Source organism: Klebsiella sp. 4_1_44FAA (genome assembly GCF_000238715.1).
In the GTDB taxonomy this organism is placed as follows: domain Bacteria; phylum Pseudomonadota; class Gammaproteobacteria; order Enterobacterales; family Enterobacteriaceae; genus Klebsiella; species Klebsiella pneumoniae.
Window position 1 is genome coordinate 256120 of record NZ_JH414798.1, and the last position, 20890, is coordinate 277009.

At 39.5% G+C, this 20890-nt stretch carries 18 protein-coding genes and 1 pseudogene; all 19 read left to right on the plus strand.

All coding sequences use genetic code 11. The features are described 5' to 3' along the window. The first annotated feature begins 185 nt into the window (after window positions 1–185). Window positions 186–1619, plus strand: coding sequence for a capsule assembly Wzi family protein (locus tag HMPREF1024_RS24245; protein ID WP_009307445.1), 1434 nt, complete (start codon window positions 186–188; stop codon window positions 1617–1619). Window positions 1620–1764: 145 nt separating this feature from the next. Then, complete coding sequence (locus HMPREF1024_RS24240; protein ID WP_009307446.1) at window positions 1765–2904, plus strand: polysaccharide export protein; 1140 nt, start codon at window positions 1765–1767, stop codon at window positions 2902–2904. After that, on the plus strand, window positions 2904–3332 hold the full coding sequence (locus HMPREF1024_RS0125385; protein ID WP_032416567.1) for a protein-tyrosine-phosphatase: 429 nt from the start codon (window positions 2904–2906) through the stop codon (window positions 3330–3332). The genes HMPREF1024_RS24240 and HMPREF1024_RS0125385 overlap by 1 nt, the downstream gene beginning before the upstream one ends. Window positions 3333–3355: 23 nt before the next feature. Further along, complete coding sequence (locus tag HMPREF1024_RS24235; protein ID WP_050543108.1) at window positions 3356–5494, plus strand: polysaccharide biosynthesis tyrosine autokinase; 2139 nt, start codon at window positions 3356–3358, stop codon at window positions 5492–5494. A 62-nt stretch (window positions 5495–5556) separates the two neighbouring features. Then, window positions 5557–6522 carry a glycosyltransferase family 2 protein gene (locus HMPREF1024_RS24230; RefSeq protein WP_009307448.1) on the plus strand — a complete coding sequence of 322 codons (966 nt, stop codon included), beginning with the start codon at window positions 5557–5559 and terminating at the stop codon, window positions 6520–6522. A 40-nt stretch (window positions 6523–6562) separates the two neighbouring features. Beyond that, window positions 6563–7588, plus strand: coding sequence for a hypothetical protein (locus HMPREF1024_RS24225; protein WP_009307449.1), 1026 nt, complete (start codon window positions 6563–6565; stop codon window positions 7586–7588). Between the two features lie 4 nt (window positions 7589–7592). Next, window positions 7593–8690: a glycosyltransferase family 4 protein gene (locus tag HMPREF1024_RS24220; protein WP_009307450.1), complete on the plus strand. Its 1098-nt coding sequence runs from the start codon at window positions 7593–7595 to the stop codon at window positions 8688–8690. 110 nt (window positions 8691–8800) lie between these two features. After that, on the plus strand, window positions 8801–9538 hold the full coding sequence (locus HMPREF1024_RS30345; protein WP_009307451.1) for a hypothetical protein: 738 nt from the start codon (window positions 8801–8803) through the stop codon (window positions 9536–9538). An 8-nt stretch (window positions 9539–9546) separates the two neighbouring features. Continuing rightward, window positions 9547–10059, plus strand: coding sequence for a hypothetical protein (locus tag HMPREF1024_RS30350; protein ID WP_009307452.1), 513 nt, complete (start codon window positions 9547–9549; stop codon window positions 10057–10059). 17 nt (window positions 10060–10076) lie between these two features. After that, window positions 10077–10706 carry a hypothetical protein gene (locus HMPREF1024_RS30355; protein ID WP_009307453.1) on the plus strand — a complete coding sequence of 210 codons (630 nt, stop codon included), beginning with the start codon at window positions 10077–10079 and terminating at the stop codon, window positions 10704–10706. Window positions 10707–10716: 10 nt separating this feature from the next. Beyond that, complete coding sequence (locus HMPREF1024_RS28140; protein ID WP_072000754.1) at window positions 10717–11205, plus strand: glycosyltransferase family 4 protein; 489 nt, start codon at window positions 10717–10719, stop codon at window positions 11203–11205. After that, window positions 11198–12187 carry a glycosyltransferase family 1 protein gene (locus tag HMPREF1024_RS28145; protein ID WP_009307455.1) on the plus strand — a complete coding sequence of 330 codons (990 nt, stop codon included), beginning with the start codon at window positions 11198–11200 and terminating at the stop codon, window positions 12185–12187. Before HMPREF1024_RS28140 ends, HMPREF1024_RS28145 begins: the two co-directional genes overlap by 8 nt. Window positions 12188–12246: 59 nt before the next feature. Then, complete coding sequence (locus tag HMPREF1024_RS31615) at window positions 12247–12447, plus strand: hypothetical protein (protein WP_009307456.1); 201 nt, start codon at window positions 12247–12249, stop codon at window positions 12445–12447. Between the two features lie 424 nt (window positions 12448–12871). Next, window positions 12872–13522 carry a polysaccharide biosynthesis C-terminal domain-containing protein gene (locus HMPREF1024_RS31620; RefSeq protein WP_227536962.1) on the plus strand — a complete coding sequence of 217 codons (651 nt, stop codon included), beginning with the start codon at window positions 12872–12874 and terminating at the stop codon, window positions 13520–13522. Between the two features lie 63 nt (window positions 13523–13585). Then, window positions 13586–14740, plus strand: a complete 1155-nt coding sequence (locus tag HMPREF1024_RS24215) for a glycosyltransferase family 4 protein (RefSeq protein WP_009307457.1) — start codon at window positions 13586–13588, stop codon at window positions 14738–14740. Window positions 14741–14792: 52 nt separating this feature from the next. Continuing rightward, a pseudogene (wcaJ, locus tag HMPREF1024_RS0125400) lies at window positions 14793–16185 on the plus strand (undecaprenyl-phosphate glucose phosphotransferase). Window positions 16186–16348: 163 nt separating this feature from the next. Then, entirely contained in the window at window positions 16349–17755 is a 1407-nt protein-coding gene (gene gndA / locus HMPREF1024_RS24210; protein ID WP_009307459.1) for an NADP-dependent phosphogluconate dehydrogenase, read from the plus strand. A 242-nt stretch (window positions 17756–17997) separates the two neighbouring features. Continuing rightward, complete coding sequence (locus HMPREF1024_RS24205) at window positions 17998–19413, plus strand: mannose-1-phosphate guanylyltransferase/mannose-6-phosphate isomerase (protein WP_004180506.1); 1416 nt, start codon at window positions 17998–18000, stop codon at window positions 19411–19413. Between the two features lie 22 nt (window positions 19414–19435). Continuing rightward, window positions 19436–20806, plus strand: a complete 1371-nt coding sequence (gene rfbK / locus HMPREF1024_RS24200; protein WP_009307460.1) for an O9 family phosphomannomutase RfbK — start codon at window positions 19436–19438, stop codon at window positions 20804–20806. The last annotated feature ends 84 nt before the right edge of the window (window positions 20807–20890 follow it).

Genomic DNA, 20890 nt, shown 5'->3' on the forward strand with positions numbered 1-20890 from the left:
GGTAAAATTCGCCTACATTGTGAGCTGAGTGGATGTTATAAGGCTAACAAGCAGCTTAGGGTAAATGTACTTGCCTCGCCGGTGTTGCACAGCGAAGTCAGCTGGTGCCGCGAGCGCTTTCTATCTTGGTATTCCCCTCATTCTCATTGAGATACGACAGCGGGGCTGAAAATGGATCTTGTACAATGATAAAAATTGCGCGCATTGCCGCGACGTTGGGTTTGCTTTCCTCCCTGGGAGCCCAGGCTTACGCGGCCGGGTTAGTGGTAAATGACAACGACTTGCGTAACGACCTGGCCTGGCTTTCCGATCGCGGGGTCATCCATCTGAGCCTGTCGACCTGGCCGCTGAGCCAGGAAGAGATCGCCCGGGCACTGAAAAAGGCTAAACCGTCCTATTCTTCTGAACAAGTGGTGCTGGCGCGTATTAACCAGCGACTGTCTGCCTTAAAAGCGGATTTCCGGGTCACCGGCTACACTTCAACCGATCAGCCGGGCACTCCGCAGGGGTTTGGCCAGACGCAGCCGGCGGATAACTCGTTAGGCCTGGCGTTCAACAACAGCGGCGAGTGGTGGGATGTTCACCTGCAGGGCAACATTGAAGGGGGAGAGCGGATCAGCAACGGATCGCGCTTCAACGCCAACGGCGCCTACGGCGCGGTGAAGTTCTGGAACCAGTGGCTCTCCTTTGGTCAGGTACCACAGTGGTGGGGACCGGGCTATGAAGGGAGCCTGATCCGCGGGGATGCCATGCGGCCGATGACCGGTTTCCTGATGCAGCGCGCAGAGCAGGCAGCGCCAGAGACCTGGTGGTTGCGCTGGGTGGGGCCATGGCAGTACCAGATCTCCGCCAGCCAGATGAATCAATATACCGCTGTGCCACATACAAAAATTATCGGCGGTCGTTTTACTTTCTCACCTTTCCAGTCACTGGAATTAGGCGCATCACGTATTATGCAGTGGGGTGGGGAAGGGCGTCCTGAGTCATTTAGCAGCTTCTGGGATGGCTTCACTGGCCATGATAATACCGGGACGGATAACGAACCGGGTAACCAGCTAGCTGGTTTTGACTTTAAGTTTAAACTCGAGCCAACTCTCGGCTGGCCGGTCAGTTTCTACGGACAGATGATCGGTGAGGATGAATCTGGTTACCTGCCATCGGCAAATATGTTCCTCGGTGGGGTCGAAGGACACCACGGCTGGGGAAAAGATGCCGTAAACTGGTACGTGGAAGCGCATGATACTCGTACCAATATGAGCCGGACGAATTACAGCTATACCCACCACATCTATAAAGATGGTTATTACCAACAAGGGTATCCACTGGGGGATGCGATGGGTGGGGATGGTCAACTCATTGCCGGGAAGGTTGAGCTGATTACTGAAGATAACCAGCGCTGGAGTACGCGCATCGTTTACGCCAAGGTTAACCCGGAGAACCAGTCGATCAACAAAGCATTCCCACATGCCGATACCTTGAAAGGTGTACAGCTAGGCTGGAGCGGGGATGTTTATCAGTCTGTTCGTCTGAATACCTCTTTGTGGTACACAAACGCTAACAACAGCGACAGCGATGACGTTGGGGCCAGCGCAGGGATAGAAATACCGTTTAGTTTATAAGGCTGAATGCTGAAAATAAGGGGAGAGTGGTGGTAGCGCTGCAGGATGCAGTCAGCTTTTCTCTCTCCGCAGGCTGGTAAGGAAGCAACGGCCATGACAGCTGCTCAGGAATTGGCAAATTTTGATTTACTGATGATGTGACATTATGAAGAAAAAAATTGTTAGATTTTCGGCATTAGCATTGGCGATTGGGTTTTTATCGGGTTGTACAATCATCCCAGGTCAGGGATTAAACAGTCTACGCAAGAATGTGGTTGAGCTTCCGGATAGTGATTACGATCTGGATAAGTTGGTGAATGTATACCCGATGACACCAGGGTTGATTGATCAACTTCGCCCTGAAACCGTTCTGGCTCGTCCCAATCCGCAACTTGATAACTTACTCCGTAGTTATGAATATCGCATTGGGGTAGGTGACGTACTGATGGTTACCGTATGGGACCACCCTGAACTAACTACTCCTGCTGGTCAATACCGCAGCGCCAGCGACACCGGTAACTGGGTCAACTCCGATGGCACCATTTTCTATCCTTATATCGGTAAGGTGCAGGTAGCGGGGAAAACTCTCGCTCAGGTACGCCAGGATATAGCCAGTCGTTTAACTACGTATATTGAAAGCCCTCAGGTTGATGTAAGTATTGCTGCATTTCGATCGCAGAAAGCTTATGTAACAGGAGAAGTTGCTAAATCCGGACAACAGCCTATCACTAATATTCCTCTCACAGTAATGGATGCGATTAATGCTGCAGGAGGATTATCAGCGGAAGCTGACTGGCGAAATGTAGTATTAACACATAATGGTAAAGATACAAAAATATCGCTTTATGCTCTAATGCAGAAAGGGGATTTAACGCAGAATCATCTCTTATATCCGGGAGATATTTTATTTATACCACGTAATGATGATCTAAAAGTTTTTGTTATGGGGGAAGTTGGCAAACAAACAACTCTTAAGATGGACCGTAGTGGGATGACATTAGCAGAAGCATTAGGTAATGCGGAAGGTATGTCACAAGCGTTCAGTGATGCTACAGGTGTATTTGTGATACGGCAAATGAAAGGTGACAAAAAGGGAAAAATTGCAAATATATATCAACTTAATGCGCAAGATGCCTCTGCAATGGTCATGGGAACTGAGTTTTATCTTCAGCCTTATGATATTGTTTATGTTACTTCTGCTCCTTTAGTGCGTTGGAATCGTGTTATTTCGCAACTTGTGCCAACGATTACTGGTGTTCATGATATGACTGAAACTGTACGTTACATAAAGAGATGGCCTAATTAATGTTTGATTCAATATTAGTAATTTGTACTGGAAATATATGCCGTTCCCCCATCGCAGAGCGTATATTGAGAAAGATATTCCCCAATAAGAAGATTGACTCTGCAGGAGTAGGAGCAATGGTTGGATATCCTGCGGATGACTCAGCATCTCATGTCGCTAATATATATAATATTTCATTACAGGGGCATAAAGCACAGCAATTTACATCAAATTTAGCCCGGCAGTATGAGTTAATACTGGTAATGGAGAAAAAACATATAGAAGATGTCAGTCGCATAGCTCCTGAAGCCAGAGGTAAAACAATGTTGCTAGGCCAATGGTTAAATAAAAGTATACCAGATCCCTATAGAAAAAGTGACGAAGTTTTTAATCTGGTATTTAAGCTGATAGATGAGGCATGCCAAAGTTGGGCTAAGAAGTTGAACTGACAAACTCAGGATAAAAGAATGACATCTTTAAAAAACGAAAAAAAATAGCTTCAGAAAATGATGATTTTGATATAAATCGTTTTATTGGAGAGATTATAGATCATAAAAAATTGATAATAGCGTTCACAACAGGATTTACGCTGATTGCGATTTTATATGCGGTACTTGCGAGGCCAATATACCAAGCTAACGCTTTACTGCAGATTGAACAAAAGCAAGGGAACGTATTATTAAATAGTCTGTCCCAGATGCTTCCAGACAGCCAACCGCAATCAGCACCTGAGATAGCATTACTGCAATCAAGAATGATCTTGGGAAAAACTGTAGATGATTTGAATCTACAGGCCAAAGTGAGACGTGAATTTTTTCCATTAATTGGGGAGGGATTAGCTCGAATAAATGGTGAAGAGTTTGGAACTATAGCTATAAGTCATATTAAATACAATAATGATGATGACAAAATACCAAAAATTAAAATAACGATTATAAATAAAGAACAGTATAAATTAGAAGTGGCTGATCGAGTCTTTAAAGGTAAAGTGAATGCCTTACTAAATACCGGAGATTTTGATATTGTTATATCTTCACTAAAAGGGACTCCAGGATCTGTATATAATGTTACTTACATGCCCCATTTAAAAGCTATTGGGATGTTGCAAAATGCATTAACTGTAGCAGACCAAGGTAAGGATACGGGTATACTTAATTTGACATTGCTTGGTGACGATCCTAAGCAAACTTCAATCATTTTACAGACAATTGTCGAAAATTACATATCACAAAATATAGCACGGCAAGCAGCGCAAGATGAAAAAAGTTTGGAATTTCTTAATAAACAATTGCCAATAGTTAGGAATGATCTTGATATTGCTGAAGATAAACTGAATTCGTATAGGAAAATGAAAGATTCAGTGGATCTTTCAATGGAAGCCAAATCAGTTTTAGACCAAATTGTAAATGTTGATAATCAGCTAAATGAATTAACATTCAGGGAGGCTGAAATATCTCAGTTGTATACAAAAGAGCACCCAACATATAAAGCATTATTAGAAAAAAGGAATACTCTTCAAGAGGAAAAAAATAAGTTAAACAAAAAAGTTAGTTCTATGCCATCGACTCAACAAGAAGTATTAAGGTTAAGTAGAGATGTTGAATCAGGAAGGGCAGTTTATTTACAACTACTTAATCGACAGCAAGAACTGAATATTGCAAAGTCTAGTGCAATAGGAAATGCCAGAATTATTGATAATGCTGTAACAGATCCTAAACCGGTTAAGCCAAAGAAAATTTTGATTGTACTGTTTGGCTTTGTATTAGGGCTTGGCTTTTCTGTTTTCTTCGTATTACTACGTGTTTTCATGCACCGTGGAATAGAATCTCCAGAAGAGTTAGAAGAAATTGGTGTTACTGTTTATGCAAGTATCCCTGTATCCCAATGGCTAATGAAGAAAACAAATAAGAAAAATAATGAATCCAATGTATTATTAGCAACAGACAATCCGGCGGATTTAGCTATTGAAGCTATCCGAGGCCTGAGAACTAGTTTACACTTTGCAATGATGGAATCAAAGAATAATATTCTTATGATTTCTGGTGCAAGTCCGAGTGCCGGGAAGACCTTTATTAGTAGTAACCTTGCTTCGGTAATAGCATCTACCGGGAAAAAAATATTATTCATAGATGCTGATATGAGAAGAGGTTATGTCCATAAATTATTTAACGTCACTTCTGAGGTAGGGCTTTCAAATATATTAAGTGGTGGCTGTTCTATAGAACAAGCTATTTTTCATATTGAAAACAGCGGCTTTGACTTTATACCTAGAGGTATCGCCCCACCAAATCCTGCTGAATTATTAATGAGCGATAAATTAGAGTATGTCTTAAAAACGGTTTCGGGAAAATATGATTTAATAATTATTGATACACCACCTATTTTGGCTGTTACGGACGCAGCTATAATAGGAAGATATGCAGGAACATCGCTATTAGTTGCAAGGTTCGAAGAAAATACGGCAAAAGAAATTGCTGTGAGCATTAAAAAGTTTATTCAAAGTGGTATAAATATAAAAGGATGTATTTTGAACGGCATTGTTAAAAAAGCTAGTAGCCGTTATGGAGAGGGGTACAATTATTACTCATATTCATATAAAGGGAAAGACTAATTTATTATAGCCATGCGTTAGATAAATATCTAATGCATGGCATTATAAAGCAGGAAAGTGTTATGGAAATTATGCCGAAGTTAGTAGACGTTATCTGTCCTGTTTATAATAAGGCTGAACTTGTTGTAGATTTTATAAATTCATTTATAAAATTTCTTGATGTTGAAAATTTTAACTTGATAATTGTTGATGATGGGTCTACTGATAATTTAAAAGAAAAAATTATTAATATTATAAGTCCTTATGAAAATATATATCTCTTACGCAAAGATAATGGTGGAGTTTCAACAGCTAGGAATTATGGCTTTAAATACTCAAGTTCAAAGTATGTCTGGTTTTGTGACCCAGATGATTTAATTGCTAAAGATAGTAATTATTTACTAGCTGAATTAACTAAACATAATTGCGATGTATATGTGTTCGGATACAACATATTTGATGTACAAAAAAGAAGAATAACAGAGACATTCTCATTTTCAAGTGAAAAAGAAGTTAAAAGCACTGATTATTTAATTAATTACGATTATTTTCAAAACAAAAATGGGATAAGTACTATTTGGAATAAAATATATAATAGGAACATATTAGAGCAAGTAAAATTTAATGAGTTATTATCTAATGCGGAAGATCGTGTATTTAACATTGAAGTTCTAATGTTAAATGTTAATTGCTATCTTTCAACGATAATTATTTATCAACATAATCGCTATAAAGACGGTACATTAAGTACCACAAGAAATATAAAAAAAATTGATGATCTTAGATATGCAAATGAATTTAATATTAAAGCATTGAGTAAATTCAAAAATGTTGATTTCGAAAAGAAAAAAAACGTTATTATAATTTGCTCAGAAATGTTATCTTTGGGCAAATTTAACATGCTTAAGGAATATATATATGAGCACAAAAGAATAAACATCAATATAATGCCTTTTATATCATCAAAAGAATTGATATTTTTTATCCCATATGCTAGTTTTTTTTATAATCAATTAAGAAGAGTTTATCATAAATATAAAGCGCCATGATAAGAAATTTAATAAAACATATAGAATAGGGCTTACCGAAATGAAAGGGAAGATTATAAAGAACTGCTCCTACTTAATATTATTTATTACATTATTTTTTTTCTATCAAAAAAATGTGTTCTCATTAGAAATAGGAGTGAGTACTCATATAGATAGTTATTCTAAAGAACCAGATTATTACATTAATTTGGTAAAAGAAATTGGTGTTACTTCGATCCGAAATGATTATTGGTGGTCGCAATTGGAAGGTGAGAAAAAAAAATTTATTGTCTCTTCAAAGCTGAAAAAATCGACACAATTATTTAATAATCTTTATGACAATAATTTATCAGGTCTGCTGGTATTAGGCTATGGAAACAAATTGTACAACAACGGTGACTATCCAAGGACAGAAAAAGATATAGACGATTTTCTTGATTATATTTCTTGGGTTGTAATCCGGTTTAAAGGGAAAGTAAAGTATTACGAAATTTGGAATGAATGGTATCAAGGTACTAGCATGGAGCCTTTTTCTAAGAATAAACCTACTGATAAGCAATATCTTAATTTAATAAAAAAAGTTAGGGATAGAATAAAAGATCTGGATCCTGCGGCAATCGTGCTTGCCGGGGGTTTTAATCCATTTGATGTCAAACAAAATAAATGGTTTTCGGGATTAATAGATAAAGGATTTTTAAAATATGTTGATGGTGTAGCTATACACCCATATTCTTACTACAGAGGCTCTAAATTTAAGTCTGCCTATTTAAATATTAGTGAGATTGATAAGTTTTATAATTTTTATAAAAATAAAGGGATTGACTTTCAAATATATATAACAGAAATTGGAGTGCCTAATGGGTATTTAATAAACTCATTTTCGGAGCAAGATTCCGCAAATTTTATTAGAGAATATATACAACTAGCAAGTAAAAAACAATATATAAAAGGAATTTGGTTTTATGATTTACTAGATGATGGACAGAACCCATTCAATTACGAACATAATTTTGGGTTGTTTAAATATGATGGTTCTATGAAAGAAGTTAGTGCGTTAATGAGAAAGAATAATAAATCATGGAGATAAGTTAATGATTAAAGAAGTAATAATATTACATGATGTAGACGGACGGATCTACTTTGATGGTATTAAACAGCTACTCGAAAATGGAGAAATCGATGAGATAAAATATTATGAAAGTATTGTAATTAAACGACTCTTAAAAAAAGTAGTGAGCCGTAACATCTCAGCTAGTGATATTAGAACTTTTAAAAATAATTTATTGTTCCGCTTAAAAATTCCTTTCATTAAGAATAAAACCATATTGTTAGGAATGGCACCATATAATGTTAGGTTCGTATGGTACGGTTTATTGGCTAGAAAAAATAATGTAATATATCATACTTCATGGCCTTATTGGTGGACTAATAATGTGCCTTGTAAAATCCCATTTTTCACTAATTTTTTGAAGAATATATTTATAAATTATTTTAAGCGATTCAACTTTTATTATTGTGGCATTTCTAAAAAATCATGTGAATCATTAGGCTTACATATAGCTAATAAAAATCGAATTTATACGATCCCTCATGCTGTAGATTTGTCTATTTTCAAAGGTAGTACAGCTTTAAGTCTCGAAAGGAAATCTATTAAGATAGCTTTTGTCGGAAGAATGGTTAAGGAAAAAGGGATCCATGACCTTATCACTTTGGTTAAAAGGTGTGATTCATATTTTGAGTTTACATTTATTGGTGACGGTGAATTATTAGATCTCGTTAAAAGAGAGTTGGGTGAATATAAAAATGTTAAAATAACAGGAAGAATTAGTGATAAAAATAAAATTGCTAATTTACTCTCATTATCAGACGTCTTTATACTTCCTTCCAGAAAAATTGAAGGGTGGGAGGAACTCTTTGGTATTTCTTTAATAGAAGCAATGTCTGCCGGACTAGTAGTAATATCTACCAATCATATCGGCCCAACAGAGATTATAACTAATCATGTTAATGGTTTCATTGTTAATGATGATGAGAAACTTGTAGATAATATTTATGATTTACTTAAAAATATGGACTTTAATTCTTCTTGTATCCAGGAAGTTAAAAGACAGGCAAGATTAAAGGCTAATGAATATTCTATAGATAGCATATCGCGTAAATGGGGTGATTTATTTGATTCTATTAAATGATGAACTTCATTAGATATTCATTTCTTATAAAGGCATCATTAAAAGAAGAGTCAGAACATGAACCGAATAATTTTATGTACGCAAGCAATTAAATTAAGTGTATAGAAATAATGAAAACAGAAAAATTGTTCTTTAACGAACCGATACTGCATAAAAAATATATTCCTATTTATATTTCATATATTGTTTGTGTGTTTTTTTCCGTTTTTGATGGCGTTAGAGGTGTACAATTTCCTTCGTATTTTCCATTCTCGCTCATGCGTGACACTTCGTTATTTACATTATTTATTTTATCACTAGGTTTTTATAAAAATATTAAATTTGATAAAGAGTTTTCAATAATCTTTATTAGTCAAATTTTTATACTCTTCTATACATTGTTTACTAGTGTTCTAGTTTCAAATCATAGCGTTTATGTGCGAAGTAATAATGTCGTATTGTATCAAGAGTATGGCGCTGGTGTTGGTGTATGGATGAAAATGCTGACATTTATAATGTTAACATATTCAACTTATTGTATTGCAAAAGTTATTAAAGTATCATTTTTATATAAAACCATGAAATGGTTTGTAATTGCTGCTTTTTTATATTCTATTATTACCATAATTATATATACAGTATTCCCACAAATTGCTATTAAGCTATCGCATTGGGGAGGGCGTCTTTCCTTAGGTTATCCTACGGAAGATGTATGTTTCTTGGCATTATCGCTTGTATTTATATATTATATAAACATGCCTTCCATTTATAAAATTATTATAGTTTTATCCAATACGTTAGCCTTATTTTTTCAAAATACATTAACTGGATTTTTACTTTTTGCCTTTGTATTATTTTTTATTTTTTAAAGGGGGGGGTGCGTTTAAAATTTATTGTCATTGTTATTCTTGTTTGTATATTTGTTGGTGCTGGTGTTGTTTATAATAATAGTGAGCAATTTTCTGATTTCGGAATGCTGTTGCATAATAAGATAGATTCTATATTATATTTCAGTTCGTCCGAGAATGATCCTTCCTTTTATTTAAGAATGCAGCAAAAGGAATTGATGCTTAAATCTATTTTCTCTGATCCTATATTTTTCTTATTTGGTTATGGTGGTATCGGTGGAATGGCCGTAGAAAGCGGATTATATTCTATTTTGGGTTTTGCTGGTACTGCTGGTGTAATTATATACGGTGTTACATTATTTTATTATATAATGCGAGCATTGGTGTTAAAAGATATGTTGTTGTTTTGTCTCGTATCGATGTACTGCATATCATCTGTTTCAATTGCACCACTTTATTTAATGACAACATATTGGTTATTTTCTTTTATTATTGTATATAGTAGTGTTTATATACTCAAAGAACAAGAGTCGAATCAATAGCTCAAGGTTATTTTTCCATGTCTATGAATACTATTAAATATCACATTGCTTATTCTGATTTAAAGTCCTTTTTTGGTAATAACCCACTATTTATATTCCCTACAAATACATTTGGCGGGCATGAAGTAATGACCATTGGTATTATTGAGTCTTTACTTATAAGTGGATGTAATGTAACTGTTGCTATTGAACCTAATAATGTCTCGCTAAAGAAAAAAATATCACAATATGACAAGTTAAATAATTTTATTTTACCTATAAAACAAGGGCGATTTGAGTTTTTACACGCACTGTTTAATATATATAAGATATATAAAGCAAATCGTTTTTTAAAAAAAATAAGTCAAGATGGCTATAGTTCAATAATAATTGTTCAAGGAGATATTGAATTAGGTTCAATATATGTAAATGCCGCCCATACGTTAAATTTGCCTTTTATTTCTTATATTCCATATGCCCACACAGCTAAGAAAATGGGCAAGAAACTTTCTTTCTTAAGAGACTTATATTATCCATTTATTTATAGGCGTATAAAAGAATACTTAACAATAAGTGACATTTTTAAAGATGAAATTAAAGCTTTTTCCCCATCGAGCAATATCTATGTTTTAAAAAATAAAGTAAGAGATGTTTCTGCTTTTTCATGAACGAAGGAAATTGCACAATTCTAAAGATAATAAGAAATTATACCACATTGCTGTTATTGGACGAGTGAATTTTAAACAAAAAGGCCACGATATATTACTTGAAGCAATAAATCGTTTATCAAACGAATCTCGTAAATACATTATTGTAGATATTGTCGGCACTGGTCCTGATTTAAAGAGATTACAAAGTTTAGTGTCATCAAGTGATTTAGAAAAACATTTTATATTCCATGGCTGGCAAACAGAACCTTGGGAAAAAGTTTATCTGGATGATGCATTAATTATTCCTTCTCGTTTTGAAGGTGTACCATTGGTTATGTTAGAGGGGATAAGTATTGGCATGGATATTCTTGCATCTAACGCCGATGGTATGCGTGACTATCTCCCTGAAAACGTTCTGTTTAACGACTCAAAAGAATTATCTATTTTGCTTGAGAAAAAAATCAATCAAAAACTTCTAAAATTGAAAATCGCTAAAGGGGGAAATAATAATGAATAAGATTTACATTGATTCTCGTTGGGAAAATTATGGCGGCATCGGGACGTTTTATTCTGAAATTAACAAAATTAATAATTATGAAGATGCTAAACTACGTGGTAAGCCTATGTCACCCTTTGACTGCTTAAGCACTACGATTCAACTTTTTTTTAGAAAGAATGGAGTTTTCTTTTTTCCCGGATATATACCTCCTGTTTTTTTAAAAAATAATTATATATTCACTATACATGATCTAAATCATTTGGATAGACCTGAGAACTCTAGTTTAATCAAGCGGTTGTTTTATAGAACAATTGTTAGAAGAGGATGTAAAAAAGCAAAGTATGTTTTTACAGTCTCCGAGTTTTCTAGAAAAAAAATTATAGAGTGGGCTAACATTTCTCCTGAAAAAGTGATTAATGTTAGCAATGGCGTTTCTCATAAATTTCGCCCTGAAGGAGAAAGGTCTTGTTATGATTTCAAGTATTTTTTATGTGTTAGCAATCGTAAGGGGCATAAAAATGAAATAGGCCTATTAGAAGCGTTTAAAAAAGCTAGAATTGATAAGAATGTAAAATTAGTTTTTACTGGTAAAAAGAATGATTTTATTGCTAATAAAATTATTGAATTAAATTTAGAGGATCGAATCGTTTTCACAGGTTTTGTTCATGAAGATGAATTACCTAAAATTTACCGTTCTGCAATCGGTTTAGTATTTGTTTCTTTTTACGAAGGTTTTGGGCTTCCAGTGATTGAGGCACAAGCTAGCGGTATCCCCGTTATAACATCTAATACAACCGCATTGTGCGAAATTGCAGGGAATGGAGCTATTTTAGTTAATCCATATAATAAGAATGAAATTTCTGACGCTATAGAGAAAATATATAATAATGATAATAATATTTGTGAGTTATTAATAGAGGCGGGATATATTAACTGTGCTAATTATACATGGTCAAAAACTGCTGAACGAGTAGATTTTTATATTAATTCTATAAAATAATTAAAATTATATTTTTTAAATTATAATGAAAATGGTAATGTTTCTCACTAGGTCATTTTATGAAAATTTTCCGATTTAATAAAATCGCACTCAACGCTGTTTGGATGATGTCTGAGAAAATTATTTCTATTTTTGGACTGATTTTTGTCACATCTTCCGTAGCTAAGTATGTTGGCCCGAATCTTTTTGGACAAATTGCTCTATCTTTATCGATTTTCCAAATCGTGCAAATTATCGCACAAATGGGGGGGGGACAATAATATTTAAAAGATTATCAAAGAATTTAAACTCAGGGGTTTTACTTTTAAATGCAACTCTCTATATGCGCGTTCTGCTATATTTTGTTATTTCAATTCCTGTTTTAGTTTACTACTCCTATAAAAGCGATTATCTCAGTTCAATTTTTATTTTTGCTACATTCATATCATGTTTTTTTTCTACTTTAGACGTGCTGGCTATATATTATGATGCAACTTTGAATTCCAAAATTAACACATGTATTAACGTTATAGGGCTATTTATAAGTTTACTGCTTAGATGGTTTATCGTTTTACTCGACTGGGAGCCTGTATATCTATCTATTCCCATAATCCTGACTGGGTTCATACCTTTTGTAATTAGAATATGCATTTTTAGTTCCATAAAGAAAAGAGTGGTTTTTCTAAACGGAAAAAAATTCAATACGTGAAGTATTTATTCAAGTCAGGGTATAATTTTGTTATTTCTGATATTTCAGTTGCTTTATATACAAGACTATCCTTCTTTATTATCTCATTTTTTGCTAGCAAAACTGAAGTTGGGATATATTCTGTTGCGCTTGCTTTAGGTAATTCTTGGGGGTTTGTTAACTCTTCAATTATTTCTTCTTTCTTCACAAAAATATATTCTTTGAAAAACGAAGCCGATTCTCTTATTATCTCTGCTAAATTAAATTTATTAATTTTTGTTATTGGTTTAATTATCACTATAGGGACTTTAATATTTGCTCCCTATTTTTTACTTTGGTTTTATGGTCCATTATATTCCGATGCTTATATACCTCTGGTCATACTTTGTATGTCAACAACTGTTGCTGGTTTAGGTGGAGTAGCGACAAGATATATTGTCAGACATTCGGGGTACTCATTTTTGTCCAAAAAAATGTTCTTCACTTTAATTACTAGCGTATTGCTATCAGTACCATTAGTTTATTTTTATGGGATAGTAGGAGCTGCAATAGCCACTTTTTTAACTGAATTCATATCTTTGACTTTATACAACTATTTCTTTAAGAATAGAGTTATATTTGATTTGCATAAATCTTCAGTATTATTCTTTCTTAAAGTTAGAACATAAATTTTAGATAGTCTGATAATATATTATCAATATAAACTTCTTCAAGAATTAAAGGTGATATCCATGGAAATCAAAACTAAAATAGCATTGACTGCTGACTGGTTAGTATCTTATGCTGGTGCCGAGCGCGTTATAAAAGAATTAATAGATCTGTATCCTAATTTGGACTTGTTTTCTGTAGTTGACTTTTTATCCGATGAATCGCGAACGCACTTTCAAGGCAAAAGAGCAACCACTACGTTTATACAGCGGCTCCCAAAAGCTGAAACTTCTTACCAAAAATATTTACCGCTTATGCCAGTAGCCATTGAACAACTTGATGTTTCAGCATATGATATTGTTTTATCAAGTAGTCATGCTGTAGCAAAGGGGGTATTAACAGGCCCTGATCAGATGCATATTAGTTATGTACACTCCCCTATCCGATATGCTTGGGATCTTCAGCACCAGTATTTACGTGAAGCAAAGCTCGATAAAGGTCTGAAGGGTATAATTGCTAAATATTTATTACATAAAATAAGGCTATGGGATTATCGCACTGCAAATGGAGTAAATCATTTTATTGCAAACTCACATTTTATTGCCAGACGAATAAAAAAAGTATATGGAAGAAATGCTGACGTCATTTATCCTCCTGTTGATGTGCGTCGTTTCATATTAAACGAAAATAAAGAAGACTATTATGTTACTGCTTCTCGTCTTGTGCCATACAAAAGAATTGATCTCATTGTAGATGCGTTTGCTGCCATGCCTAATAAAAAATTGATTGTTATAGGTGATGGCTCAGAAATGTCGAAAATCAAGAGCAAAGCAACTACTAATGTTGAGATCTTAGGTTTTCAGCCGAATGAAATTATGCGGGATTATATGAAAAACGCCAAAGCTTTCGTGTTTGCTGCTGAGGAAGATTTTGGTATAACCCCGGTTGAAGCTCAAGCTTGTGGAACTCCCGTCATTGCTTTCGGAAAAGGTGGTAGTCTTGAAACGATTCGTCCTTATGGTGTTAACAAACCTACTGGAGTTTTTTTCGCTGAACAAACTGTTCCCTCTTTAATAGATGCTATTAATTTATTCGAGAACATATTTGATAAAATAACCCCCGAAAATTGTAGAGAAAACGCATTGCGCTTTTCCGTTGACATATTTAAAGATACCTTTTCAAAGTATATTGACGAGAAATGGTCGGAGTTTAATGTTGCAAAAAAAATTCAATACTAAATATTCTTGAGTCTAATTTTTAGATTAGAAATTAAATGAAGAGTGAACTAGAATGACAATACATTATCAGCGAGCAAACGCAAATGCTTCGCTTATATCTATGGTTCAAAGATTTTCTGATATAGTTCTAATTTTCGCCAGTTTATATGCAATATGTTTGTTGAATAATGTGGATTTTGAAATAAGATATTTATTATTTTCACTTATAGTTCTGGTCATTTTCCAAATGGTCGGCGGTATTACAGATTTCTATCGTTCTTGGCGTGGTGTTAAAATATCAGCAGAGCTAAAGTTAATTTTGAAGAACTGGTTCCTAAGTTATGTATTAGCTCTTGGGATTATTTCATTGTTCCATGATTTTGACCTGAATATTAGAGTTGCTGCTATTTGGTTTATTGTAGTTACTATAGGCTTTGTATTGTGCAGATCATTGATTCGTGTTGGTGCTGGTATACTGAGACGTCTAGGATATAATACACGTCGCGTAGCAGTTGTAGGTTCTTTACCGGCAGGTATTAATCTGCTGAAAAGTTTCGCCGAAGAACCTTGGATGGGTTTTATCGTTTTAGGTTACTACAATAGCGAACCGTTGACGAGCGTTAGTGATATCAACTTTTGTGGTAACTTCGACAAATTAATTATTGATGCTCGTGATGGTAAAATTGATAGAATATATATAGCCATGAATATGCAGGAAGAGGCTAAGATTAAGAAAATCGTACAACAATTGACAGATACAACATGTTCTGTTCTGTTAATTCCTGATATTTTTACCTTTAATATTTTGCAAGCTAGAACAGAAGAAATTAATGGCGTGCCTGTTGTGCCACTATTTGACACCCCTCTTAGTGGTATTAATATGATTTTCAAGAGACTTGAGGATATAATAGTTTCTACTGTAATTTTGTTACTTATTTCTCCTGTGTTGTTAATAATTTCAGTAGCTGTTAAGTTTTCCTCACCAGGACCAGTTCTTTTCAGACAATTACGATATGGAATGGATGGTAAGCCTATCCGCGTTTGGAAGTTTCGTTCCATGCGCGTTATGGAAAACGACGAAAAATGTCGTCCAAGCTACAAAAAATGATATTCGTGTTACTAAGGTCGGTAAATTTTTACGCAGCACTTCTCTCGATGAATTACCTCAGTTCTTTAACGTTTGGTGTGGGCAAATGTCAGTTGTTGGGCCCCGACCACATGCTGTTGCCCATAATGAACAATACCGTGCATTAATTCAAGGCTATATGCTTCGCCATAAAGTCAAACCAGGCATTACTGGGTTGGCGCAAATTAATGGCTGGCGTGGTGAAACTGATACTTTAGAAAAAATGGAAAAAAGAATCGAATATGATTTGTTATATATCAGAGGTTGGAGCATTTGGTTAGATCTAAAAATAATATTCCTTACTGTCTTTAAAGGATTTATTAACAAATCTGCTTATTGATTAGATGCTGCTCAAGATAAGCATTGTGCATTTATAGTCCAAAATTTATATCTTGCACTAGTTAACAAATTTTCACTATGAGCTCTTAGTACTTTGGGCTAACATTATCATCACATTTAAGCTGCGAACATGTCGCAGTGACCACACCAGACAGGAGTATGTAATGTCCAAGCAACAGATCGGGGTTGTCGGTATGGCGGTGATGGGGCGTAACCTTGCGCTGAACATCGAAAGCCGTGGTTATACCGTCTCCGTTTTCAACCGCTCCCGTGAAAAAACCGAAGAAGTGATTGCCGAAAATCCAGGCAAGAAACTGGTCCCTTACTACACAGTACAAGAGTTCGTTGAATCCCTTGAAACACCACGTCGCATCCTGTTGATGGTGAAGGCCGGGGCTGGTACAGATAGCGCCATCGATTCCCTGAAGCCTTACCTTGATAAAGGCGACATCATCATTGATGGCGGCAACACCTTCTTCCAGGACACTATCCGTCGTAACCGTGAACTCTCTGCCGAAGGTTTTAACTTTATCGGTACCGGTGTATCCGGTGGTGAAGAGGGGGCTCTGAAAGGGCCTTCCATCATGCCAGGTGGCCAGAAAGAAGCCTATGAACTGGTTGCTCCAATTCTGAAACAGATCGCGGCGGTTGCAGAAGATGGTGAGCCATGTGTGACCTATATCGGTGCTGATGGTGCTGGCCATTATGTGAAGATGGTTCATAACGGCATCGAGTATGGTGACATGCAGCTGATTGCCGAAGCTTATGCGCTGTTGAAAGGCGGTCTTGCACTATCCAACGAAGAGCTGGCGAAAACCTTTACCGAATGGAATGAAGGTGAGCTAAGCAGCTACCTGATCGACATTACCAAAGATATCTTCACCAAGAAGGATGAAGAGGGTAAATACCTCGTTGATGTCATTCTTGATGAAGCAGCAAACAAAGGTACCGGTAAGTGGACCAGCCAGAGCTCACTGGATCTCGGCGAACCTCTGTCTCTGATCACCGAGTCCGTATTTGCTCGTTACATCTCTTCGCTTAAAGACCAGCGTGTAGCCGCTTCGAAAGTGCTGAGTGGTCCGCAGGCTCAGCCGGCCGGTGATAAAGCTGAATTTATCGAAAAAGTGCGTCGCGCGTTGTACCTCGGTAAAATCGTTTCCTATGCTCAGGGCTTTTCCCAGCTGCGTGCTGCTTCTGATGAATACAACTGGGATCTGAACTACGGAGAGATCGCTAAGATTTTCCGCGCTGGCTGCATCATTCGTGCGCAGTTCCTGCAGAAGATCACCGATGCTTATGCGCAAAACGCTGGCATTGCTAACCTCCTGCTGGCACCGTACTTCAAACAGATCGCTGATGACTATCAGCAGGCGCTGCGTGATGTCGTGGCTTATGCCGTGCAGAATGGTATTCCGGTACCGACGTTCTCTGCCGCAATTGCCTACTACGACAGCTACCGTTCCGCAGTTCTGCCCGCTAACCTGATTCAGGCTCAGCGTGATTACTTTGGTGCGCACACCTATAAGCGCACTGATAAAGAAGGTGTATTCCATACCGAGTGGTTGGAATAATCTTTATATACCACAGTCAGGCCAATTGGCCTGACTGTTAGCTATTGTTAGTTATTCTACAATAATCTGATCAAAGTTATCTTATTTGCACGTCTTCGTCATTTATCCAGCTCTAATAAAGCAAATTCGTATCTTTTAAGAATTTGCCATATTTATACTTTTGTATACCTATAATAAGCTACTTCTGGCCTCAGAATATATCTGGGTGTTAAATAACAGGGTTTTAATTAAAGGAAATTAATATGTTACTTCCTGTGATAATGGCTGGCGGTACCGGCAGTCGTCTCTGGCCGATGTCTCGCGAGCTTTACCCGAAACAGTTCCTCCGCCTGTTCGGGCAGAACTCCATGCTGCAGGAAACCATCACCCGACTCTCGGGCCTTGAAATCCATGAACCGATGGTCATCTGTAACGAAGAGCACCGCTTCCTGGTGGCCGAACAGCTGCGCCAGCTCAACAAGCTGTCCAACAACATTATTCTTGAGCCGGTCGGGCGCAACACCGCCCCGGCCATCGCCCTGGCGGCCCTTCAGGCCACCCGTCACGGCGATGACCCGCTGATGCTGGTCCTCGCCGCCGACCATATCATCAATAACCAGCCGGTCTTCCACGACGCCATCCGCGTCGCCGAGCAGTATGCCGATGAAGGCCATCTGGTCACCTTCGGTATCGTGCCGAACGCCCCGGAAACCGGCTACGGCTACATCCAGCGCGGCGTGGCCCTCACCGACAGCGCCCACACCCCGTACCAGGTGGCCCGCTTCGTGGAGAAGCCGGACCGCGAGCGCGCCGAGGCCTACCTCGCCTCCGGGGAGTACTACTGGAACAGCGGCATGTTTATGTTCCGCGCCAAAAAATACCTCTCCGAGCTGGCCAAATTCCGCCCGGATATCCTCGAAGCCTGCCAGGCCGCGGTCAATGCCGCCGACAACGGCAGCGACTTCATCAGCATTCCGCATGACATTTTCTGCGAGTGCCCGGACGAGTCCGTGGACTACGCGGTGATGGAGAAAACCGCCGACGCGGTGGTGGTCGGTCTCGATGCCGACTGGAGCGACGTCGGCTCCTGGTCCGCCCTGTGGGAGGTCAGCCCGAAAGATGAGCAGGGCAACGTCCTCAGCGGCGACGCGTGGGTGCACAACAGCGAAAACTGCTACATCAACAGCGACGAGAAGCTGGTGGCGGCCATCGGCGTGGAGAACCTGGTGATTGTCAGCACCAAGGACGCCGTGCTGGTGATGAACCGCGAGCGTTCCCAGGACGTGAAGAAGGCGGTCGAGTTCCTCAAGCAGAACCAGCGCAGCGAGTACAAGCGCCACCGCGAGATTTACCGTCCCTGGGGCCGCTGCGACGTGGTGGTCCAGACCCCGCGCTTCAACGTCAACCGCATCACCGTGAAACCGGGCGGCGCCTTCTCGATGCAGATGCACCACCACCGCGCCGAGCACTGGGTCATTCTCGCCGGCACCGGCCAGGTGACGGTCAACGGCAAGCAGTTCCTGCTGACCGAGAACCAGTCCACCTTTATTCCGATTGGCGCCGAGCACAGCCTGGAAAACCCGGGCCGCATTCCGCTGGAAGTGCTGGAGATCCAGTCGGGGTCGTACCTCGGCGAGGACGACATTATTCGTATTAAAGACCAGTATGGTCGTTGCTAATTTTTTCGGGACAAAACGCAGAATGACACAGTTAACATGCTTTAAGGCTTATGACATCCGTGGTGAACTGGGCGAGGAGCTGAACGAGGACATCGCCTACCGTATCGGCCGCGCCTACGGCGAATTTCTGAAACCCGGGAAGATAGTGGTGGGGGGCGATGTGCGCCTCACCAGCGAGTCGCTGAAGCTGGCGCTGGCCCGCGGGCTGATGGACGCCGGCACCGACGTGCTGGATATCGGCCTGAGCGGCACGGAAGAGATTTACTTCGCCACTTTCCACCTCGGGGTGGACGGCGGTATCGAGGTGACGGCGAGCCATAACCCGATGAACTACAACGGCATGAAGCTGGTGCGCGAGAACGCGAAGCCCATCAGCGGCGACACCGGCCTGCGGGATATCCAGCGCCTGGCGGAGGAGAACCAGTTCCCGCCGGTGGACCCGGCGCGTCGCGGGACCCTGCGCCAGATTTCGGTGCTGAAGGAGTACGTCGACCACCTGATGGGCTACGTGGACCTGGCGAACTTTACCCGTCCGCTGAAGCTGGTGGTGAACTCCGGCAACGGGGCGGCGGGGCACGTGATTGATGAAGTGGAGAAACGCTTCGCGGCGGCCGGGGCGCCGGTGACCTTTATCAAGGTGCATCACCAGCCGGACGGTCATTTCCCGAACGGTATCCCGAACCCGCTGCTGCCGGAGTGCCGCCAGGACACCGCCGACGCGGTGCGTGCGCATCAGGCGGACATGGGGATCGCCTTTGACGGCGATTTCGACCGCTGCTTCCTGTTCGATGACGAGGCGTTGTTTATCGAGGGGTACTACATTGTCGGCCTGCTGGCGGAAGCGTTCCTGCAGAAGCAGCCGGGGGCGAAAATCATCCACGACCCGCGTCTGACGTGGAACACGGTGGACATCGTGACCCGCAGCGGCGGCCAGCCGGTGATGTCGAAGACGGGGCATGCGTTCATCAAGGAGCGGATGCGCCAGGAAGACGCCATCTACGGCGGGGAGATGAGCGCACACCATTACTTCCGCGACTTCGCCTACTGCGACAGCGGGATGATCCCGTGGCTGCTGGTGGCGGAGCTGCTGTGCCTGAAGAACAGTTCGCTGAAATCGCTGGTGGCGGACCGCCAGGCGGCGTTCCCGGCGTCGGGGGAGATCAACCGCAAGCTGGGAAATGCGGCGGAGGCGATAGCGCGCATCCGGGCGCAGTATGAGCCGGCGGCCGCACACATCGACACAACGGACGGTATCAGTATTGAATACCCTGAGTGGCGCTTTAACCTGCGCACGTCCAACACGGAGCCGGTGGTGCGTCTGAACGTTGAGTCCAGAGCGGATACTGCGTTAATGAATGCAAAAACCGAAGAGATTTTAGCCCTCCTCAAGTAATTCATGGGCCATAACGGAAGCCATAGGGTCAGATTTGAATCGTATTTTTGACCTTATGGCTTATTCTTGACATCTCACAGGTCA

Excerpts from the sequence above, each read along its gene's own strand:
- HMPREF1024_RS24245 (WP_009307445.1), top strand. The coding sequence starts at position 186 with ATGATAAAAATTGCGCGCATTGCCGCGACGTTGGGTTTGCTTTCCTCC.
- HMPREF1024_RS24240 (WP_009307446.1), top strand. The coding sequence starts at position 1,765 with ATGAAGAAAAAAATTGTTAGATTTTCGGCATTAGCATTGGCGATTGGG.
- HMPREF1024_RS0125385 (WP_032416567.1), top strand. The coding sequence starts at position 2,904 with ATGTTTGATTCAATATTAGTAATTTGTACTGGAAATATATGCCGTTCC.
- HMPREF1024_RS24230 (WP_009307448.1), top strand. The coding sequence starts at position 5,557 with ATGGAAATTATGCCGAAGTTAGTAGACGTTATCTGTCCTGTTTATAAT.
- HMPREF1024_RS24225 (WP_009307449.1), top strand. The coding sequence starts at position 6,563 with ATGAAAGGGAAGATTATAAAGAACTGCTCCTACTTAATATTATTTATT.
- HMPREF1024_RS24220 (WP_009307450.1), top strand. The coding sequence starts at position 7,593 with ATGATTAAAGAAGTAATAATATTACATGATGTAGACGGACGGATCTAC.
- HMPREF1024_RS30345 (WP_009307451.1), top strand. The coding sequence starts at position 8,801 with ATGAAAACAGAAAAATTGTTCTTTAACGAACCGATACTGCATAAAAAA.
- HMPREF1024_RS30355 (WP_009307453.1), top strand. The coding sequence starts at position 10,077 with ATGTCTATGAATACTATTAAATATCACATTGCTTATTCTGATTTAAAG.
- HMPREF1024_RS28145 (WP_009307455.1), top strand. The coding sequence starts at position 11,198 with ATGAATAAGATTTACATTGATTCTCGTTGGGAAAATTATGGCGGCATC.
- HMPREF1024_RS31615 (WP_009307456.1), top strand. The coding sequence starts at position 12,247 with ATGAAAATTTTCCGATTTAATAAAATCGCACTCAACGCTGTTTGGATG.
- HMPREF1024_RS24215 (WP_009307457.1), top strand. The coding sequence starts at position 13,586 with ATGGAAATCAAAACTAAAATAGCATTGACTGCTGACTGGTTAGTATCT.
- gndA (WP_009307459.1), top strand. The coding sequence starts at position 16,349 with ATGTCCAAGCAACAGATCGGGGTTGTCGGTATGGCGGTGATGGGGCGT.
- HMPREF1024_RS24205 (WP_004180506.1), top strand. The coding sequence starts at position 17,998 with ATGTTACTTCCTGTGATAATGGCTGGCGGTACCGGCAGTCGTCTCTGG.
- rfbK (WP_009307460.1), top strand. The coding sequence starts at position 19,436 with ATGACACAGTTAACATGCTTTAAGGCTTATGACATCCGTGGTGAACTG.